We start from the raw sequence: 17,805 nt of genomic DNA, 5'->3' as shown, positions 1-17,805 counted from the left end.
ATTAAATTCTCCAAATTAAAGCATAACTTTGACTTTCTCTTAATCTTCTATAAGAATAAAGATTTTTCAAACAATACGTACAAAGCTTTGAATTATAAATATTTAAATTAAAACTAGAAAGTAAATTTAAATTAAAACTAGCATTATCAAAGTATATTTTACCATCTCTTGTAACAAAAGAAGCATTTAATAAATCTTTGCTAAATTTATTACTTACTTCTTTTAAGAAAATTTCAGAAACTTCATAACAACAAGATCTATTATAAGGCCCAAAAACAATTTTCAAATCCTTAAAAGTTGATCCCATTTTTTCAAACACAAATAACATTTTTAAAATAATCAAATTAAAGCTTCCCTTATATCCACTGTGAATAAGTCCTATAATTTTTTTCACCGAATCATAAAAGTATATTGGAAGACAATCTGCAAAGTAAGCAACAAGGGCTACATCTAAAGAGCTAGATATAAGACCATCTCCTTCTTGAAAATTAACAAAATCATCTTCAACTTTATAAATAATATCTGTATGCAATTGCTTTAAATATTTTATTTTCTTAGACCTAGGAACAAAGTTAAAATTATCATTGCTAAGTTCTTTTAATTTTAAATTAAAAGGTTTTTTAGTATAAATCATTTTAACATCATCAGCTATCCTAAATTCATAATAAAGTTCATGATCTATTGTTTTCATAATCTAAATTCTTCTCCCAAATAAAGCTTTTTGGCTTTCTCGCTGCTTATTATATAATCAACATCGCCCTCATCAAGCACTTGCCCCTGATAAACAATATAAGCTCTGTCGATTATATCAAAAGCATCTCTTACATTATGATCAGTAATAAGAACTCCTATGTTTTTCTCTTTTAAAATTTTTATTATATTCTTTATATCCCCAATCGCAATAGGATCAATACCAGCAAAAGGTTCATCTAAGAGTAAAAAATAGGGATTTACAGCCAAAGCTCTTGCTATCTCTGCTCGCCTTCTCTCTCCACCAGAAAGAGTATATGCTTTTTGGCTTTGTACTCTTTTTATCTCAAATTCTTTAAGCAAATTCACAAGCTCTATTTTGCGCTCAGCTTTAGATAGATCTTCTCTTCTCTCTAAAGCAACCATGATATTCTCTTCAACTGTAAGTTCTCTAAAAATTGAAGCATCTTGGGGAAGATATACAATTCCTATTCGTGCACGCTCATACATATTAAGAGATGAAATGTTATAATCATTTATTAAAACCTTGCCTGCATTAGGCTTAATAAAGCCTACAATAGTATAAAATGTTGTTGTTTTGCCTGCTCCATTTGGACCAAGAAGCCCCACAACCTCACCTTTATGAATGCCAATTGTAATACCATTAACAGCAAGCTTTTCACCATACTTTTTAATAATGTTGTCTGCTTTTAAGACAACATTATTAACAGAATCAAGGTTAAGGCTTTCCTTAATCTCTTTTATTTTATTTTTTTTCTTCAGAAACATCATTTTCAACTTGAGTAAATTCTCCTTCAACACTTCCCTCAAGTTTATACCTATTGGTTTTTGTATTGAAAATTATTCTTGAAGCAGAATAATAGTTGTCTTTCTGGTAAATTACTGGAACCCCCTCAAGAATCATTTCTTTTTCTTCTTTATTATAAGTCCCATTTTCAGCTCTTGCAAAAGTATCATCCTTATATATTTTAACAGAATATTGCATAATATAAACATTAGTTTTATTACTGCCTTCAATTCTTTCTGCTTTAACAATCATATTGTTTTCTAAGTCTTCAAGCTCAACCCCTTTTTGAAGATAAAAATTATCCAACTTTCTATTAAAAAACAAAAACTGAGCTTTAACATTCATTTTATTCTTATAATCTTTATAAAAAACATTGCCTCTAGCTTCAAGATAAGAGCCATTTTCTCCATAAATTTCAATTTCATCTGCTCTAAGATTAAAATCGGAGGAAATAACCTCTGAATTCCCTTTTAAAACAATTTTTTTATAAAAAGAAGACACTACTCCTTGTGCAAAATCTGACTTAAAGGTAAAATTGGTGCTTTTCTCATCACTTTCCTTAATCCTTCCAGATTTAAGGCTGGATTCTATTTGTGTTGCTTGAATATTGTTAATAAAAATAATAAAAATCCATGTTAAAATTAAATCCCTCAATTCATGATTCCTTCAACTCCAGAATCAAAATAAAAAACATTGCTCTTTAAAAAATAAGAAAATCCTTTTCCGTTTATTTTGCTATCATTAAATCTAATTAATACTAGCTCATTTGGGGGAGATTGCAACTTCTTGTCTTTATTCTTCCATAAAAGCCTATTTGAATTAAGTAAATAATAATTATTTTTATCTTCTATTTTAAATTCTACAGAATCCCTCATATCCAAATCCTTTGTAATATAAGAACCTTCCAAATTATTAAACTTCCCTGAAATTTCATTATCTAGGGAATGATATAAAAACCTTCCATTCTCTGCCTTATAAATTTTATAGTCATTGAAATAACTAAAGCTTAAAGAATTTAAAACAGTTTGCTCTTTATTGTATACAACATCATAATACTTGATTCCTAATATTTGTATTGAAGGAAACTTTTTGGCCACATCAGATCTACTAGAATACTCATCATAATCGAAAGTACAAGCAAAAAACAAAAACAACAAACAAAGTCTAAGTATTTTCATAAACATTTTTCACAAGACTAGAAATTTTTTCTATTTCAATTGACAATCTACCAAACATAACAACACAACATCAAAAACTTTATCAAACAAAATTTATTTATATAATCAATTATAATGTTAAATTTTTAAAATCTAAATAAAAAACATTTATTATGAACGACTTCTGCTGACTAGAATAGTAAACTCTCCTTTAACCTTCTCCTTGCTTGATTCAAAATATTTTTTTAATTCTAAAGGTTTGCCAATTTGATATTCTTCATAAATTTTTGTCATCTCGCGACCAATAAGAACCTTTGCATCTAAACTAACAGAAGAAATTTCAACAAGCAATTTCAAAATTCTATGACCAGATTCAAGCAAAACAAAAGCATCTCCCCTTTTATATAGCTCAGCAATTCTTTTAAATCTTTTAAGACCTTTGTTAGGCAAAAATCCCTCAAAAAACACTGATTTATCTCTAAAAGGATTAACACTTACAATTGCATTAAAAGAACTTACTCCAGGAATTGGACAAACTTTGTATCCCTCTCTAAAGGCAGCAGCAACTAATAAGCTGCCCGGATCACTAAGCCCCGGAGTACCAGCATCGCTAACAAAAGCAACAGAATTTCCTTTTGCCAAATAATCCAATAGCAAGCTTATCTTTTTGCTTTCTGTTACGGCATTACAAGAAATCATTTTTTTATTAATTTTATATCGAGACAAAAGTTTGCTAGTGACTCTCGTATCTTCCGCAAAGATAACATTTACCGATTTTAAAACATCAATTGCTCTATAGGTAATATCTTCTAAATTGCCTATTGGCGTACCAACAATATATAACACAGCTCCTTTTAATTCCTCCAAAACAAAAAATAAATAAAATATATTAAAAGCATTTTTCTTAATGATAAAAATCTAAAACCTTTTACTCACCAAATACAAGAATAAGGCATAAGCCATATTTTATATGTCTATCAAAATACTTGCTTTTGTATTATATTTAGTTATATCATTAAGTATTAATGATTAAAAAGTTAAAAGAAAGGGAAAATTTATGTTTGCATTAATTAGAAAAATATTTGTGATCTATTTTCTATGCATTACTCTTGCAGGTTTTGCCATGATTTTTATTGACAGCAAATTTACCGAACAGCCTGATGTTAAAAAAAATCAAAGCAAAATTAATCAACATACAATTGAACCCAATTTAATCATGTTTACATCTTCTATAGGAGGATTTTTAGGTGTTTATGCTGGAATTTGGATCTTTAACTATGACAAAAGCAATTTTTACCTAAATTGGGGAAATTTAATAATATCAATATACAACATAGCCCTAATTATCACTGTCTACTCAAAGTCACATAGTTAGCTAAAATATGGCTCAATTATTTTCATAATTTATAAATTATTGACTATAATACCTCTTTTAATCATATACTTATAAACCTCTTCGGGATTTTCTAAGCTTTCAATCAAGCTTTCTGCCCTGTCATTTATTTTTTCTACCAATTTTTTATAAGCCACTTTTATTCCCCTACTTTCTAAAAAATCCTTTGCAGGTTGAGAAACAACCCCAGCTTGAACATTTTGAAGCCCTATATTATAAATAATAACAGCTGCTGCCTTGCCCACAACCTTATCATAAATTTCAAGTCCTTCTTTATTCTGGATATACTTATTGATAAAATTATCTACTTCTAAAAGAGGCTTCAATCCTCTTTCCATATTAGAATAAAGTATTTTATGATCTTTAAACAACCTTAATGTTGGATTCAAGCCTGATATCATTTTTACCTCTTTTCTGGATATTTATAAAAATCAATAATAAAAACAAACACTATTAATAATATACATAAACAATAAATACTGCAATATCTAAAAAGATGGTATACTTGCGTTATATGATATTTGTGCCAAAAAACAATAGTAATTCTAAAATTGAAATAAAGAAATCCATCTTTGTTTCATATATTTTTAATATTGAAAAAAAAGACGATATAAATAAAACTATTAAAAAATACAAAATAAAATTTAAAAATGCTACTCATGTAGTTTATGGATTTAGAATCGGAAATAAAAACTCATTTCTAAATGGAATGAGTGATGATAGAGAGCCCAATTTAACAGCTGGAAAGCCTACATTGGATGCCATAATACACAACAATTTAACTGATACTTTAATAATCACATTGCGATATTTTGGAGGCACTTTACTTGGTAGGGGGGGATTAATCAAAGCATATTACAAGTCTGCCAAAGAAGTCATTAATAATACATCCACAATGGAAAAAGAAGAATTAGAAATTTTAAGCTTAAATTTAACTTATAACCAATACAATTCATTATTAAAAATGAAAAATAAACTTGAAATAGAAATAATAGATTCAAACTTTTCAAACAAAATAAACACTTCAATTAAATTCAAAACAAAAAATAAACAAAAAATATCGGAATTTTTTATAGAAAATGGCTTAATTCAATAAATTTTAAATTTTAATAAAGAATAATATGTATGTCAAATAATCAAATATTTAAAAACTAATTTAAAATATTATTATTTTTATCATTTATGTTTTAAAATATAAAAACAAAACCAAATAAAAAGAGAAAATTTATATGAAAATAATATCTGTAATCAATCAAAAAGGGGGCGTAGGAAAAACCACAAGCGCCATTAATATTTCTTATTCAATGACCCTGCTTAATAAAAAAATTCTTCTAATAGATATTGATTCGCAAGGAAACTCCACTAGCGGCACAAATACCTCGGAGCATATAGCCGAAAAATCAAGCTATGAACTTATTAACAAAAAAATAAAGGTCAAACCTTTAAATCATTTTGGATTAGACATAATTCCTTCTAGTATTAAATTAGCTTTGCTTGAAAAAGAATTAATAAATGAACTTTCAAGAGAAAATTTTTTAAAAAATGCATTAACACTGTATGAAAAAGACAAATATGATTTTATTATTATCGACTGCCCCCCCACACTTTCAATATTAACTATAAATGCCCTTATTGCAAGCAATTACTTATTAATACCAATTGAAACGGAATTTTTTGCATTTGAAGGCATAAATCAACTAATAGATACAATAAATACTGTAAAGCAAATAAATAAAAATCTAGAGATTGCAGGTGTTTTTATAAATAAATACGACATAAGGAACAAAAGTAAAGAAAAATATATAAGCTCGCTAAAAAAAGTTTTTAAAGAAAAACTTTTAAATACAAAAATAAGGAAAAATATAACTATTTCAAAATCTCAAGAAGCAAAAATGCCTGTATATGAATATGACAAAGAAAGCAATGCTGCAAGAGATTTTTTAGAGCTCTCAAAAGAGATAATAAACAAAATTAAGGAATAACTATGTCTGACAATTTAGAAACTTTAATGTTTCTAATGGGTAAAAAATTAGAAACATCTTCCAACAATTCAGAAAATACTGAAAAAAAAGAAATTATTTCGATTGAAAGAACAAACTTTGACTACAATAAGCTAGATAAAGATATTTCTGATTTTTTAAAAAAAAAACAATATGAAATTTTCAATATTTTCAACAACACTTATACAAAAATTGGAAAGATACTTAAAGACGCACAAGACAAATTAAAAGGAAACAATCAATATAACGGGCTTTTTTATCAGTGGTTCAAAAGCATGGGATTTAAAAAAGACAAGGTTTACGCTTTAATATCAAGATACAATCTGCTTGTCGAAAATTCCGACAAGCAGCTCACTATAGAAAAATTACCTTTATCATTATCATATGAAATATCTAAAAAATCTTGTCCCCCTATTTTAAAAACCGAGGTTCTAAATGGCAAAATAAATTCTTTAAAAGAATTTAAAATTGTTTATAAAAAAAGTTTTGATTTAAAAGATGCACGCAAATCATTACTTAAGAAAAACGAAAAATATGAAAACGACATAAAAGAAGTATTAGATTTTATATTAAAAAATATAAAAGAATTTAAAAATATCGAATTTAACAAATTAAGACAAGAAAACTTAAAATTATTTTTTAATTCTATTTTGGAAATAAAGAAAAAAATAAAATATATTAAAAATAATTCTATTTAATATTTAACTATAAATAACAAAATATAAACTTTGCCCTTTTTTAAAACCCAATATTTCTTTATAGAAACTAAACAATTTTAAAATAAGCTTAAAAAATATTGTGACAAATACCTAGAAATAAAAATGCTCATAAAATTAAGAAAAGATATTTTACAATCTTTAAATTATAAAAACAATTTAGCTACTATGACCAAAAAAGGAAACAATCCTTCTTAAATCGCCTGAAGTAAAATACTCTATCTCTATTTTGCCTTTATTTTGATTTCCCTTAATATCTATTTTTGTTTGGATTTTATCAAATAAAAATTCTTTTATATTGTTTAAAAAAGGATCTTGTTCCAGCTCTCTTTTTTTTACTATGGATTTGGAAAAATTTTTAACATATTTTTCTGCATCCCTTACAGAAAATTTTTTTTTAAGTATCATTAAATAAAGATTATACCTGTCTTGCCTGTCTTTTAAGGATAAAATAACTTTAGCATGCCCAAAAGAAATTTCTTTTCTATGTACTGCATTTAATATTTCTTGCTCAAGATCTAAAATTCTAACTAAATTTGAAATATAGACCCTACTTTTGCCAATTTTTTCAGATAAATCCTTTTGAGTTAACGAATATTTATTCATTACATTTTTATAGGCATAAGCCTCTTCAACAGGAGTAAAATTTTCTCTTTGAATATTTTCAACTAAAGGCATAAAATCTCTACAGGATTCTTTCATGTCAACCTCGATGACAGGAATATTTGTCATCTGAATAAGTTTAGCAGCCCTAAACCTTCTTTCTCCTACTATTATTTTATATCTGTCATTTGCTTTGCAAACAATTAAAGGTTGCAAAATTCCATTTTCTTTTATAGAAATGCTTAGTTCTTCTAATTCAACAAGACTAACAGATTTCCTTGGCTGTTCATTATCAATATCTAAAAGATGAATATCTATCATTTTAAAAACTCCATCCATATTATCAGAACCTCCTACAACACAAAATTTTACCAGGTTATAATATTGAATTACAATTTAAGAATAAAAAAAAGAATGTTCCACGTGGAACATTCTTAAATAAGAAAAACCAATTCTTTATTTAATAAATTTTGAAACAGAAACCAAGCTGTCATTATCAAGAAATAATACTTGAATTCCTCTAGCATCTTTGCCTTGTTCAGATACTTTTCCAGCCATTGTTCTTAAAACTTTTGAACGTTTACTTACAAGCAAGATTTCATCATCCTCTGAAACTGCTATAGCATCAACAACACTACCCGCTTTTTTATCAGATTTTTTATAACTAGTATAACCAGTGGCTCCTCTCTTAAGCTCAGATATTTTAGCCATGCTCAACCTTTTTCCATACCCATTCTCAGAAACAATCAAAAGATAAGGATTTTCTCTAACCGCTAAAGCTTTAACAAATAAATCACCTTCTTTTAATTTCATGCCACAAACACCTTGGGTACCTCTATTAGTAAGCCTAACATCCTTTGAATTAAATATAAATGCACTACCCTTTTTAGAAAGACAAATTACTTTTTCATCCTTAAAAACAATCTCTGCACTTGTAACAAAATCTTTATCATTCAGTTTAATAACAATAACACCTCGTGACTTTACTGCTTTAAAATCTTTAGATTCGAATCTAGCTATCTTTCCACTTGCAGTTGTAAGCAGCAAATAAGCATCATCGGTTAAATCATTACTATTCTTAATAGTTAATATTTCTTCTTGATCTCCTAAATTAATAAGCTCACTAATATTTTGGCCTTTTGAAGCTCTTGAAGAATCTTTTATTTCATAAGCATTGATTAAATAAAGCTTTCCTTCATTTGAAATCATAAATAAATAATCATGGGTATTGACACACAAAGCAATAACAACCTCATCCCCATCATTTAGATCAAACGAACTGAGACCTTTTCCTCCCGTACCTTGCAATTTATACTCATTTTGTGAAAGTCTTTTAAGAAAACCTTTCTTTGTAAGCATAACAACAATATTTTCTTTTTGCATTAAATCCGACATACTAGTTTTTAAAACCTCCTCATCATAAATTATTTTAGTTCGACGTTCATCGCCAAATTTCAAACCTAAATTAATAGTTTCTTCTCTTATAATATTAATAATCCTTACTGGATTCAAGAGAATATCTTCATAATCTTTTATTAAGCTTAACAGTACATTAAGCTCCTCTTCAAGCTTAAAAATCTCAAGGGCTGTAAGTTTTTGTAACCTCATATCAAGAACTGAATTGGCCTGAATCTCTGAAAGACCAAAATTTGAAACAAGTCTCTCCTTTGCATCTTTTGCTAATTTAGATGATTTAATAATCTTAATAACCTCATCTATATTATTTAAAGCAATATTTAATCCCTCAAGAACATGTGCTTTCTCTTTTGCCTTTCTTAAGTCAAATTCAATACGTCTTTCGATAATATTTTTTCTATGCTCAATAAATTCAAATAATAATTCTTCCAAATTTAACTGTTTGGGAATACCATTAACAAGGGCTAAATTATTTATACTAAAATGCTTTTTAAATTCAGTATATTCATAAAGCAAATTCATAATAACATGAGGATCAAATCCTCTTTTAACTTCAAGAACTATCCTAATACCTTCTCGATCAGATTCATCTCTTATGTCTAAAAGTCCTTCTAGCTTTTCTTCTTTTGCTAAAAGCGCAACTTTCATAAGAAGTGCAGATTTATTTACCGTATAAGGTATTTCTGTAACAATTATAGCATTTCTATCTTCTGCTCTTTCTTCAATATGATATCTTGCCCTAATAACAACACTTCCCTTGCCGGTTTTGTATGCTTTAATTAAATTATCATTATAAACAATCTCTCCAAAAGTTGGGAAATCAGGCCCTTTAACTATTTTAAGCAAATCAAATATAGAAGCATTCTCATTATCTAGCATGTAAACAATGGCATCACAAATTTCCCTTAAATTATGAGGTGCCATATTAGTAGCCATTCCAACAGCAATTCCACTAGAGCCATTTACCAAAAGAAATGGAAATGATGACGGCATAATCTCAGGCTCACTTAAAGAATCGTCATAATTAGACTTAAAATTAACAGTCTCTTTCTCTATATCCTTAACAATATATTCAGTTATTTTTTCCATTTTAGCTTCAGTATATCGCATAGCAGCAGGGGGATCTCCGTCAATAGATCCAAAATTTCCCTGTCCCCGTATTACGGGATATCTAAGCGAAAAATCCTGAGCAAGTCTTACAAGAGCATCATAAATTGATTGATCTCCATGGGGATGATATTTCCCAAGAACATCCCCCACTATTCTACCAGCTTTTTTAAAAGCCTTATCAGAACGAAGTCCCATCTCATACATAGAATAAAGTATTCTCCTGTGAACTGGTTTAAGACCATCTCTTACATCTGGAAGAGCTCTGGAAACAATAACTGACATTGCATAATTTAAATAAGACGTTTTTATTTCATCTTCTATCTTAACATTTAATATTTGTTCTTTATTTTCTCCAACTGCCATTAACGCTCCAATTACACATCAAGATTAATTACATTAAGTGCATTCTGTTCAATAAATTCTTTTCTGGGCTCAACTAAATCTCCCATAAGAGTAACAAAAATTTTTTCAGCTTCAATAGCATCATCTATATTCATCAATCTCATTTTTCTTCTAGCAGGATCCATGGTTGTTTCCCAAAGCTGCGTTGGATTCATCTCCCCAAGCCCCTTATATCTTTGAAGAGAAATACTATTGCGATTTTTAGTTTCAATAGAATCTAAAAATTTTTCTTTTTCTTTCTCTTCATAAAAATAATAAATACGATTGTCATACTTTATTTTATAAAGAGGAGGCATGGCTATATATATATATCCATTCTCAATTAAATCTCTCATATATCTAAAGAAAAAAGCTAAAAGCAAAGTTCTAATATGAGATCCATCAACATCAGCATCTGCCATAATAATGATCTTGTGATAACGAAGTTTTGTAATATCAAAAGTTTTACCAACTCCTGCACCAAGAGATGCAATTATAGGAATAAGCTTATCATTGGTAATCACCTTATCTTCTCTCGTTTTCTCAACATTAAGCATTTTCCCCCATAATGGCAAAATGGCCTGAAAAAATCTATTTCTACCCATTTTAGCACTTCCTCCGGCAGAATCACCTTCTACAATATAGATTTCTCTTTCCAAAGGATTTTTAGAAGCACAATCAGCCAATTTTCCAGGCAATGCCAAGCTTTCAAATGCATTTTTTTTTCTTTCTGATTCTCTTGCTTTTCTTGCAGCTTCACGAGCACGAGCAGCTTTTATTGCTTTTCCAAGAATAGTGTCTATCTCTAAGGGATTTAAATTAATAATTTCCAATAAATGTTCATATACAACAACTTCAACTATTTTTCTTATCTCAGAATTGCCAAGTTTACTCTTTGTTTGACCTTCAAATTGAGGTTCTGGAACTTTTACAGAAATAACAGCCGTAAGCCCCTCTTTAAAATCATCTCCTGTAAGATTTGGAATATCTTTTTTACTTATTTTTGAATTTTTAAAAGCTTCATTCATGGCCTTAGTAAGGCCACTTCTAAATCCCACAACATGGGTTCCCCCCTCTCTTGTATTAATGTTATTAACAAAAGAAAGAATGTTGTCAGAATAGCTTTCAGTCCATTTAAGCCCCACATTAACAATAACATCATTAATAAAACCATCAATATAATAAGGTTGTGATTGAAAGGCTTTACTGTCATTAGTTAAGTAATCTACAAAAGATTTTATCCCACCTTCAAAATAAAATTTTGAAGATTTTTCTTTGCCAATTCTTTTATCTTCAATTGAAATGTATATTTTATCGTTTAAAAAAGCAAGCTCTTTAAGCCTTTTTTCAAGAACATCAAAATTATAATCTAAAGTTTCAAAAATTTCAGAATCCGCTAAAAAAGTAACCTTGGTCCCCGTAATAGAAGATTCCCCCACAACTTCTACTTTAGAAGTTGGAATACCTTTTGAAAAAGTTTGCCTAAAAATTTTTCCATCCCTATTAATATAAACCTCTAAAAACGAAGACAGAGCATTTACAACCGAAATTCCAACGCCATGAAGTCCCCCAGAAACTTTATAGGTGCCTTTATTAAACTTACCACCAGAATGTAATTTTGTTAAAACAAGTTCAAGGGCGCTAATACCCTCCTCTTCATGAATATCAGTAGGAATACCTCTCCCATTATCAATTACAGTTATAGTATTATCTAAATTTATAATAACATCTATTCTATCACAAAACCCAGCTAAAGCCTCATCAATGCTATTATCAACCACCTCATAAACCAAATGGTGCAATCCATTAACAGAAACAGAGCCTATATACATGCCAGGCCTTTTCCTAACAGCCTCAAGTCCTTTTAAGACTTGAATGTTACTAGCAACATAATTCATAAACCTTCCATTCATTTAATCAAAATCTAGACACAGGTAAATTCTACATTAAAAAAAAAATAATATCTATTACATAGAAAATACCAAAAACTTTTAAAAATTCACAAACAATTTAGATAGAATCCTAATTTAACATTATACTATATAATGTTAAAAGTATAGTGCTAAAACCAACAAGGACAAAAAAATGGAAAAATCAAAAAATATATGGAGCCTGATTTTAACAGAAATAAAAAAAGAACTATCAGAAGAAGAGTTTTATGTTTGGTTTGAAAATTTGTGCTTTTTAGAATCAATAGGTGACAATATTAAAATATCTACTCCAAATTTATTTCATAAAAATCAAATAGAAAAAAGATTTACAAAAAAAATAAAAGAAATCCTTATAAAAAATGGCTACAATAACATAGTCATTGCATTTACAAATCAACCACCTAAAACTCATTCCAACAAACAAGAGACCAAAAACCTGGCTTTTAACGAAACTTTTCTAAAGTTCGACAAGCTCAAAGAAAAAACACTCTCCAAAGAACCAATTCAAAATATTCAAGATCGTATAAAAATGTATATCAAAAAAGAAGAAGAGCCCACAAATTTTAAAAACCCCTTTCTTAAAAAGAAATATACATTTGAAAATTTTATCATCGGGCCAAATAATAAACTTGCATACAATGCCAGCTTGTCAATCTCAAAAAATCCTGGGAAAAAATATAATCCGTGTTTAATTTATGGTGGAGTTGGACTTGGAAAAACACATTTGCTTCAAAGCATAGGAAACAAAACAGAAGAATTGCATCATGGCCTTAAGATATTATATGTTACTGCTGAAAATTTTTTAAATGAATTTGTAGAAAGCATAAAGACTCACGAAACAAAAAAATTTAAAAAAAAATACAGATACTTAGACATGCTACTTATAGACGATATCCACGATTTACAAAAAAAAGAAGGCATACAAGAAGAGCTTTTTCACACATTTAATGCCCTTTATGAAGACAACAAGCAACTAGTATTTACATGTGACCGTTCTCCTTCTGAACTTACAAATTTTACAGATCGATTAAAAAGCAGATTCACAAGGGGGCTAAATGTTGATATATCAAAACCCAATTTTGAACTCAGAGCAGCTATTGTCGAAAAAAAAGCAGAAGAAGATGGTATAAATATCCCTAAAAATATACTAAATCTGGTCGCTCAAAAAGTTACAACCAATGTAAGAGACCTTGAAGCCGCTGTAACAAAACTGAAAGCATATATAGATTTAGACAATATAGAAATTGACATTGGCATTGTTGAAAAAATAATCAAAGAAATAATAATTTACGAAAAAGAAACAACCAATGAGCCAAACAATAAAATTAATATCGAAAATATAAAAAAAATACTCTTAAGAGAGCTAAAAATCACACACAAGGATATTGAGGGGCATAGTAAAAAACCAGAAATAACAAAAGCTAGACATATTTATGCGTACCTTTTGAGGAATTTTACAGAGCTATCAACAGTTGAAATTGGAAAAATTATTGGAGGGAAAACCCATTCAACGGTGCTTTATTCGATAAATAAAATAGATAGGGACAGAAGCAATGACAAAGAAATTAACAATTTAATCACAGAACTTATGAACAAAATAAAAAAAAATTAAACTTAATTGAAGAATCAAAAATTCTTTTAAACAATTGAAACAAATAATTTATCAAAAATACAACAAAAAACAACCTATAATTTAACAAGATATTTCATTACATTGCATTGCATTACACACAATTAAACAATCAAACAGGGGCTTATTACTATTATTACTACATATATTTATAAAAACTAAAAATACAAAATCTTACAAAGACAAAATGTAATAGAATATATAAGGAGGCATCATGCTAAATAACACATTTTTTATTTGCGAAACAAATCAAATTATAAATGAGATAGAAAAAGCAAAGGGAATAATATTGAACAGAAATATGAATGACATTTGGAGTGCATTGTTAATAGAGGTAAAAAAGTCTAATCTCATAATCAAATCAACAGACAGAAATATATTTTTTGAAAGCACAATTTCAATTGTTTCAGAAACAAATTTTAAGGTATTGATTAATGCTTCAAATTTTTATGATGCAGTAAAAGCGTTCAGTTTTTATAAGAAAATCAAAATAGTTTTTAATGAAAATAATAGTAAATTAGAAATTATGGGTGAGTTAAAAGACGAGAAAGAGAAATATGAAGATCATTTAAAAGAACCCACTTTTTCATACGAAGAAATAGAAAATTACAATTATGATATGGTTAATGAAGACTACACCTTTGAAATTGAAATAAAACAAAAATCTTTTAAAAAAGTAATAAATAGAATAGCTTTTTCAGCGCATCTTGACGAATCTAAGAATGTATTAAATGGTGTGTACTTTTCAAAAGATGAAGATTCTAAATTGCTACTTGTTTCTACTAATGGTCACAGAATGTCTATTTGTAAAACAGAAGTTATGGTTGAAGAAGATGTGAATTTTATAGTTCCTGTAAAAATATTTAATTTCTTAAAACATCTTATGTCAGGAGAAGGTGTTGTTAAAATAAAGTTTTCGGATAAAAAATTTTATGTTGAATTTGATAATTATAAAATAGCTTGCAGCTTAATTAATGGTAATTATCCGGATTATAAGAGCATTATACCTAAAGAACAGAAAAATAAATCTTTAGTTTCGCTAGGCATTCTAAAAGATAGACTTGCAAGAGTCAATTTATATGTTGATAAATCAAGAAAGTTAGTTTTAACTTTTTCTGAGTTGCAATTAAAACTTCTTGGAGAAGATTTGATTACTGGAAGAAAAGGTGAATTTTTCATTAAAGATCCGAATTATCTGTATGATGGAGCAGATGAGGTTATGGCTATTAATATTTTATATTTTGTTGAAGCTATTAGTGTTTTTGAAACTTCGAAGATAGAAATACAATTTAATTCAGGCAATGTATTGAAATTGAGCGAACCTGAAAATTTTAATTTTACACACTTGATAATGCCGATGTCTTTAGGTTAAAGTGAGTTATCAGTGCTATTTTGAATATTAAAATAAGCTTTTCTAGGCCTATTTAATATTGTTTTTTGCATTGTGGTATAAAAAATTGCTATGAATGATTCTGCTTTTAAAAAAATAGGCAATATTCTTAAAGATTATTTAGATTCCAATTTGCTTGTTAATAAAAAAATAAGTTCGAAATTATTGATTGCTGATAAATGGAATCAGATCTTTGAGGCTTTGTCAGATGATGTAAAATTTTTAGATTTTAAAAATGAGCAGGTCCTTTTTCTTGAAGTAAGCAATTCAAGTATTTTGTATAGTATATCAATCAATAAGCCGAAGATAATAAATTCAATAAAAGAATTAACAGGTATTAAAATAATAGATATAAAGGTTTTAGTAAGGTAATTATTATTGACAATTGCATTTATATGCTATACCATGGTAGTGTTCAATTTGTAGTTTGGCAGCATAAAATTGTTTTTAATGGAGGAGCGTTTTGAAAAGGACTTATCAACCCAGTCGTGTTAAAAGAAATAGGAAATTTGGGTTTAGAGCTAGAATGAAAACTAAAGGTGGAAGACTTATTCTTTCAAGGCGAAGGGCAAAAGGAAGAATGAAATTAACTGTTTCTGATGAGAAAAAGAAATATTAGTTTAAAATCAAAAATAGAAATTCAAAAAATTTTCAAAGAAGGCAAGCTGATTAGATTTAGCAATCTTAATCTTAAAATGTTCTATAAATCAAATCATTTGGCTTATTCTAGAATTCTTGTTACCTTTTCTAAAGGCTTTAGGGGATCTGTTAAAAGGAATCGCATTAGAAGACTTTTTAAAGAAGCTTTTAGAAAAAGATTAGAATTGTTAGAAGGGATTACTTTAGATATTATTTTTGTAGTTTCTTACGGCAAGTTAACTTTTACTTATTTTAGCATTGAATTTCTTATGAAAGGTTTGGTTTTAAGGTGTGAAAGGGGCATAGGTGAATCAAAGTAGAAGAATTTTAAGAACAGTTTATTTGTCTTTATTTTTAATAGGTCTTTTCATGCTTATTAATGATATTTTTTCTTCAAACATTTTAAGTTCCAGGTCTTCTGATAGGGAAGTGCAGTTTGATTTAAACAAAAGTTTTGATGATAATGAGATGTTTTCAGTTAAGAGTAATAGCTTTAATTTGATTAATAAATCTCAAGATATTATTGTAGAAACAGGGATATATGTTGCTACTTTTTCTACATTTAAAGGAAATTTGGTTTCATTAAAGCTTAAAAATCATTTAAATTTGGAAAAAAATCCTACAGATTTGATTAATATTGATCGAAAAAATGAAACTTTTTTTGACGTTAGTTTTGACTATTTTGTAGATGATTTGTTTTTGTATAAAAAGATAGATGATTTTAATCATGAATTTAAAGCTTATTTTAAAAATAATGGTAAAACTTATGAATATGTGAAGAAGTATACATTTTCGAAAAAAGATGAGTACTTGATGAAATTCAAAGTTATTGTAAATGGTCTTGAGGATTATGACTTATTTGATATTGATTCTTATGAAATTATTTTTAGTTCTGAGATTGAAAGGTTGAGTGATAAAGCAAAGCTACAATATAACAATTATTTGTCTCAAATAATTTATTATGATAATAAGCTTAAATATGGTAAAGATGGTCTAAGAATTAACAATCCCAGATGGATTGGTTCTAGTACTAAGTATTTTGGGGTTTTAGTTTCCAAAGAAAATATGGAGGTTGAATTTAAGAAGGAAAGAGGAATTCTTAAATCGTTTATTATTAATAATGTTAGAAATAAAAAAAATATTAGCGATGAGTTTTTTATTTATGCTGGCCCCAAGGATAATAGATATTTAGACGTTTTTGACAATAGAGGTGACAATACCTTTGGTTTATTTGATATTTTTTTTGGAATGTCAGTGGAAAAGAGTTTTTGGCATTTGATTCAAGTTCCTATGCAAATGGTAATGCAAGTTTTTTATGACGTTATACCTAATTGGGGGCTTTCAATTATTTTTTTGACAATTGTTGTTAGAATACTTATCTTTCCTTTGACATTTAAGGGATTTAGAGCTACTGCGGAGCTTTCCAAGCTTCAACCTAGAATGAAAGAGCTTCAAGTAAAGTTTAAGCATGATCCTAAAAAGTTAAATGAAGAGATGGGAAGGCTTTATAAAGAAGAAGGAGTTAATCCTCTTGGGGGGTGTCTTCCTGTAATTTTGCAGCTTCCTATATTTTTTGCTCTTTATTCACTTGTAAATAATTTATTTTTATTAAGAGGAGCTAGTTTTATTCCGGGATGGATTGATGATTTATCTATCGGTGACAGTGTATATCATTTTGGATATAAGCTTTATTTTGTTTCTTGGACCGATATTAGAATTTTGCCTTTTATTATGATGTTTACTCAATTGGGATCTACAATTGTTAGTTCTAATATGGATTTAAAAAATCTTGGGGCGCAGCAGAAGTTTTTATATTTTGGAATGCCTATTATGTTTTTTTTCATACTTTACAATATGCCATCAGGGCTTTTGATATATTGGATTACAACAAATATTTTTACTATTTTGCAGCAATACTATATAAAGATGCATTTGTCTTAA

General features: G+C 28.1%; 19 protein-coding genes. 10 read left to right on the top strand and 9 right to left on the bottom strand.

Going from position 1 to position 17,805, the window contains the following annotated elements:
* Position 1: 1 nt before the first annotated feature.
* The 5 genes from pgeF to rsmI all read right to left on the bottom strand — a co-directional run bounded on the left by pgeF (position 2) and on the right by rsmI (position 3,501).
* Positions 2-691, bottom strand: coding sequence for a peptidoglycan editing factor PgeF (gene pgeF, locus QIA19_RS02895; protein WP_301365692.1), 690 nt, complete (start codon positions 689-691; stop codon positions 2-4).
* Positions 688-1,479 carry an LPS export ABC transporter ATP-binding protein gene (gene lptB / locus QIA19_RS02890; RefSeq protein ID WP_301366232.1) on the bottom strand — a complete coding sequence of 264 codons (792 nt, stop codon included), beginning with the start codon at positions 1,477-1,479 and terminating at the stop codon, positions 688-690. The genes pgeF and lptB overlap by 4 nt, the downstream gene beginning before the upstream one ends.
* Complete coding sequence (locus tag QIA19_RS02885; RefSeq protein WP_301365690.1) at positions 1,457-2,152, bottom strand: LptA/OstA family protein; 696 nt, start codon at positions 2,150-2,152, stop codon at positions 1,457-1,459. Before QIA19_RS02885 ends, lptB begins: the two co-directional genes overlap by 23 nt.
* Positions 2,149-2,676: a hypothetical protein gene (locus tag QIA19_RS02880; RefSeq protein WP_002557056.1), complete on the bottom strand. Its 528-nt coding sequence runs from the start codon at positions 2,674-2,676 to the stop codon at positions 2,149-2,151. The genes QIA19_RS02885 and QIA19_RS02880 overlap by 4 nt, the downstream gene beginning before the upstream one ends.
* 150 nt (positions 2,677-2,826) lie before the next feature.
* A complete protein-coding gene (rsmI, locus tag QIA19_RS02875) occupies positions 2,827-3,501 on the bottom strand; it encodes a 16S rRNA (cytidine(1402)-2'-O)-methyltransferase (RefSeq protein ID WP_418905143.1) in 675 nt (224 codons plus the stop codon).
* Positions 3,502-3,712: 211 nt separating this feature from the next.
* Between rsmI and QIA19_RS02870 the strand changes: the two genes are divergently transcribed.
* Entirely contained in the window at positions 3,713-4,030 is a 318-nt protein-coding gene (locus tag QIA19_RS02870; protein ID WP_301365685.1) for a hypothetical protein, read from the top strand.
* Positions 4,031-4,059: 29 nt separating this feature from the next.
* Here the strand turns inward: QIA19_RS02870 and QIA19_RS02865 are convergent, their stop codons facing one another.
* Positions 4,060-4,449 carry a DUF1893 domain-containing protein gene (locus tag QIA19_RS02865; protein WP_002557021.1) on the bottom strand — a complete coding sequence of 130 codons (390 nt, stop codon included), beginning with the start codon at positions 4,447-4,449 and terminating at the stop codon, positions 4,060-4,062.
* Positions 4,450-4,562: 113 nt separating this feature from the next.
* Between QIA19_RS02865 and QIA19_RS02860 the strand changes: the two genes are divergently transcribed.
* The 3 genes from QIA19_RS02860 (at position 4,563) to QIA19_RS02850 (ending at position 6,746) form a co-directional block, all read left to right on the top strand.
* Entirely contained in the window at positions 4,563-5,144 is a 582-nt protein-coding gene (locus QIA19_RS02860) for a YigZ family protein (RefSeq protein ID WP_301365683.1), read from the top strand.
* A gap of 133 nt (positions 5,145-5,277) precedes the next feature.
* On the top strand, positions 5,278-6,030 hold the full coding sequence (locus QIA19_RS02855; RefSeq protein WP_301365681.1) for a ParA family protein: 753 nt from the start codon (positions 5,278-5,280) through the stop codon (positions 6,028-6,030).
* A 2-nt stretch (positions 6,031-6,032) separates the two neighbouring features.
* Complete coding sequence (locus QIA19_RS02850) at positions 6,033-6,746, top strand: hypothetical protein (protein ID WP_301365679.1); 714 nt, start codon at positions 6,033-6,035, stop codon at positions 6,744-6,746.
* Positions 6,747-6,923: 177 nt separating this feature from the next.
* On the opposite strand, the gene QIA19_RS02845 is transcribed toward QIA19_RS02850, so the two are convergent.
* The 3 genes from QIA19_RS02845 to gyrB all read right to left on the bottom strand — a co-directional run bounded on the left by QIA19_RS02845 (position 6,924) and on the right by gyrB (position 12,172).
* Positions 6,924-7,706 (bottom strand): ParB/RepB/Spo0J family partition protein, encoded by a 783-nt coding sequence (locus QIA19_RS02845; protein ID WP_301365677.1) that lies wholly within the window; start codon positions 7,704-7,706, stop codon positions 6,924-6,926.
* A 117-nt stretch (positions 7,707-7,823) separates the two neighbouring features.
* Positions 7,824-10,256 carry a DNA topoisomerase (ATP-hydrolyzing) subunit A gene (gene gyrA / locus QIA19_RS02840; RefSeq protein ID WP_301365675.1) on the bottom strand — a complete coding sequence of 811 codons (2,433 nt, stop codon included), beginning with the start codon at positions 10,254-10,256 and terminating at the stop codon, positions 7,824-7,826.
* Positions 10,257-10,267: 11 nt separating this feature from the next.
* The gene (gene gyrB, locus QIA19_RS02835) at positions 10,268-12,172 is read right to left on the bottom strand and encodes a DNA topoisomerase (ATP-hydrolyzing) subunit B (protein ID WP_301366230.1); all 1,905 of its coding nucleotides are present in this window, start codon (positions 12,170-12,172) and stop codon (positions 10,268-10,270) included.
* Positions 12,173-12,359: 187 nt separating this feature from the next.
* Here gyrB and dnaA point away from each other — a divergent pair, with 187 nt between their 5' ends.
* The 6 genes from dnaA to yidC all read left to right on the top strand — a co-directional run bounded on the left by dnaA (position 12,360) and on the right by yidC (position 17,805).
* Positions 12,360-13,817 carry a chromosomal replication initiator protein DnaA gene (gene dnaA, locus QIA19_RS02830; protein WP_301365673.1) on the top strand — a complete coding sequence of 486 codons (1,458 nt, stop codon included), beginning with the start codon at positions 12,360-12,362 and terminating at the stop codon, positions 13,815-13,817.
* A gap of 232 nt (positions 13,818-14,049) precedes the next feature.
* Positions 14,050-15,207 (top strand): DNA polymerase III subunit beta, encoded by a 1,158-nt coding sequence (gene dnaN / locus QIA19_RS02825; RefSeq protein WP_301365671.1) that lies wholly within the window; start codon positions 14,050-14,052, stop codon positions 15,205-15,207.
* 90 nt (positions 15,208-15,297) lie between these two features.
* The gene (locus QIA19_RS02820) at positions 15,298-15,597 is read left to right on the top strand and encodes a DciA family protein (protein ID WP_301365668.1); all 300 of its coding nucleotides are present in this window, start codon (positions 15,298-15,300) and stop codon (positions 15,595-15,597) included.
* A gap of 91 nt (positions 15,598-15,688) precedes the next feature.
* Entirely contained in the window at positions 15,689-15,844 is a 156-nt protein-coding gene (gene rpmH / locus QIA19_RS02815; protein ID WP_002557032.1) for a 50S ribosomal protein L34, read from the top strand.
* The gene (gene rnpA / locus QIA19_RS02810) at positions 15,825-16,184 is read left to right on the top strand and encodes a ribonuclease P protein component (RefSeq protein WP_301365665.1); all 360 of its coding nucleotides are present in this window, start codon (positions 15,825-15,827) and stop codon (positions 16,182-16,184) included. The genes rpmH and rnpA overlap by 20 nt, the downstream gene beginning before the upstream one ends.
* A complete protein-coding gene (gene yidC / locus QIA19_RS02805) occupies positions 16,171-17,805 on the top strand; it encodes a membrane protein insertase YidC (protein WP_301365663.1) in 1,635 nt (544 codons plus the stop codon). The genes rnpA and yidC overlap by 14 nt, the downstream gene beginning before the upstream one ends.

Source organism: [Borrelia] finlandensis, assembly GCF_030438365.2.
Lineage (GTDB): Bacteria > Spirochaetota > Spirochaetia > Borreliales > Borreliaceae > Borreliella > Borreliella finlandensis.
Note: the sequence above shows the minus strand (reverse complement) of the source record. Positions and strands in the feature narration are given on the sequence as shown.